Origin of the sequence: Flavobacterium sp., from assembly GCF_031363805.1 — a bacterium.
In the GTDB taxonomy this organism is placed as follows: Bacteria; Bacteroidota; Bacteroidia; order Flavobacteriales; family Flavobacteriaceae; genus Flavobacterium.
The window spans coordinates 1-2,973 of the sequence record NZ_JANLVD010000213.1; the positions used below are offsets into that span (position 1 = coordinate 1).

The following is a 2,973-nucleotide window of genomic DNA, read 5'->3' on the forward strand; positions in this document are numbered from 1 at the left end:
GGTGGATTTCTTGGGCAATATGGCGCCCGTGTTCCGTTTTATGCTGCAGCCATTTTGTGTATGCTTAACTTCTTGTATGGCTTTTTTATTCTGCCAGAATCATTAGCCAAAGAAAACCGACGTGATTTCAGTTGGAAAAGAGCCAATCCAGTTGGCGCTATTTTAAATCTGAAGAAATACCCAACATTAATAGGATTAATCGTTGCTACCTTTATTTTATATGTTGCTTCACATGCGGTACAAAGCAATTGGAGTTATTTTACCATTTATAAATTTCATTGGGACGAAAAAATGGTGGGTATTTCCCTTGGAGTAGTAGGGCTTTTGGTTGGCGTAGTTCAAGGCGGATTAATTAGATATACAAATCCTAAACTCGGGAATAAAAAAAGTATTTTTATTGGAATGGCTTTGTATTGTTTGGGTATGTTTCTATTTGCAACAGCCTCACAAAGTTGGATGATGTTTGTGTTTTTAATACCATATTGCTTGGGCGGAATTTCTGGAGCAGCCTTGCAATCTGTGGTTTCAGAACAAGTTCCAGCCACAGAACAAGGAGAAATTCAAGGCACTATGACCAGTATCATGAGTGCTTCGTCTATTATTGGACCGCTAATGATGTCTAGTGTTTTTTATTATTTCACCCACAAAACTGCGCCATTTCAATTTGCTGGAGCGCCATTTGTTTTGGGTGGTTTCTTGATATTAATAAGTCTCATTATTGCTTATAAAGCTTTGAAAAAATGAAAAACGCCAAACTTTGCATAGAAAGCTTGGCGTTTTAAATGTATTTCTAATAAATTTATTCTTTAATAATCTTAATTGTTTTTTCTCGTCCATCAGAAATTATTTTTACAAAATAAATACCGTTTGCGAGCGATGTTGTATTGATTTCTGTTGTCAACCCATCTACATTTTTAGTTATTACTTCTTGTCCTAAAATCGAAAATATAGAAACTGAATCTATTAATGAAGTATTAATAATTTTAAAACTATTGTGAACAGGATTTGGATAAATAGACAATACGTTCAAATCAAATTGATTGATTGCCAAAGTTGAAACAAATTCAGTATTGAAAGTATTGGTGACGATTGCTGGATTAAAATCAAAAAATATGTTGGCAGTATTAGGAATAATATCTCCAATTGAGTAACCTAATTTTGGTTTAATTTTAAAAACAATATAGCCATGTCCAATTTGAGTATTTGCTACCGATGGTGGCAATTCGATACCATTAAAATTCCAGTTTACATTGTTTCCAACTCTATTCAATTCATAATCATGGCTTGACTTTATCATAATAATTGAGGTTTCATCCAGTTTTGCATCCAAAATATCATTCACCCTTACATTTTCAGCATTATACGTTCCTGTATTCTCAAATTGAATAGTATAGGTTAAATAATCATTTGATGTAAATGTAGAATGCAAAATTTTTCCACCATGAGATTCGGCTTTATCATTTGGATCAAAGGAACCTACAATTATTTGTGATAAACTCGCTTGGTTATTTGATGAATTAATATCTCCAAAAGGAATACTTACAGATACTGAATTAGTCAATACTTGCCCTAAATTTACAGTTGGGATCGTTGGCACTTGCATTGTAACATTGATATATCTAAATTCACCAGGTAATAAATTTACAAAATCGAATGTAAAACCATCTGCATTTGAAGTAGTTCCACTTTGTGAAATATTTGTTATTGTAACTGCGTTATTTTTGGTGAAATCTATGGTTCCTGATGCAATGGTTTGATTCCCATTATTTTTATACATAATTTGATTGGAATAAGTAAAACCAGGTCTCGGAGGCGTTCCATTTGAGTAAATTGAGACCAGCAAATCTTTAAAAGGTATTTCAGTAACTGGAAAACTATAAGTTACAACACCCAAGTTGGAAGTGGTTACATTACTATAGGATGAAGTTGTCAAACTATATTGGGAATTGTAAGCTGGATTAATTGTAAAATTCAAATCATAAGAATTTAATGGATTTGATTCATTAATAAGATATTCTCCATTGGATGAAAAAACATTATTAACTATGCCATTATCATTTAAAATATAACCAAATTGACCTTGGGTAAAATTAACTTCACCATTATCCTGAATAGCATTGGCATTTGAATCAATAAATGCTTTCAACAAAATGCCGCTATTAACCACTGTTATAGTTGCCGTTGCAATTAGGCAAAAATTTGGATATTGAATTTCACAAGCTTGGTAAGTCAATAAATATTGTCCTGAGGGTGTTCCTGGCAAAACACTTACAGTGCCATTTGCATTTAATAAAAAACCTGTTGGAACTGATAGTCCAGTAAGTGTAATGCTATTAATACTTTGTTGCGAAATTATGGGTAAACTTCCAAGAAAATCATTAGACAAAACAGATTGATTTGAAGTTGAGATGGTATTATTGGATGGATATATTGTAAACGAATCATTATTCAAATACAAAGTTCCGCCTGAAACGTTATAGCTAGCATTTCCAGTCAGTCCATTTGAATCGGTCACGGTTAAGGAAAATAGCCCATATTGACCTCTAACATCGAGACTGGAATTTGTTGCGCCACTTATAGGAATTCCATTTAATCTCCAGTGGTAAGTATAAGGTTGCGTTCCATTTAAAACGTCAGCAAATAAAGTACTAGTTGGCATATCCAAAGTGGCGCCAATGCTTACCAACAAGCCCGAAATTGTTACGTTTACTTGACTAGAGCAACTACAGCCATTCATGTCTATTACACTTATTGAATAAGTACCATTTGCTACAAAAGTAAATGTATTTGAGGTTTGATATGGTCCAAAGCTGTTAATAGAATATTGATATGGAGGAGCACCTCCAGTTGCGTCAGCGCCGTGACGTGGCCGCGGTAAGAGACGTAGTTCCGAACCCGCTCCTCTCTTCCGCATCGAAACACGGTGCGGCCCGACTCGAACCCGGGTGCTGGACCGCCCACGAGCGCGACGGC

General features: G+C 34.7%; 2 protein-coding genes. One reads left to right on the top strand and one right to left on the bottom strand.

The annotated features are described in order from the left end of the window. A partial coding sequence (locus RMN92_RS11460) for an MFS transporter (protein ID WP_309609581.1) occupies nucleotides 1–744 on the top strand: 744 nt, incomplete at its 5' end. 55 nt (nucleotides 745–799) lie between these two features. Here the strand turns inward: RMN92_RS11460 and RMN92_RS11465 are convergent. Then, nucleotides 800–2,914 (bottom strand): T9SS type A sorting domain-containing protein, encoded by a 2,115-nt coding sequence (locus tag RMN92_RS11465; protein WP_309609582.1) that lies wholly within the window; start codon nucleotides 2,912–2,914, stop codon nucleotides 800–802. Nucleotides 2,915–2,973 lie beyond the last annotated feature (59 nt).

Bases quoted from the DNA above. Each gene is read 5' to 3' on its own strand.
- RMN92_RS11465 (WP_309609582.1), bottom strand. From the start codon at position 2,914: ATGCGGAAGAGAGGAGCGGGTTCGGAACTACGTCTCTTACCGCGGCCA.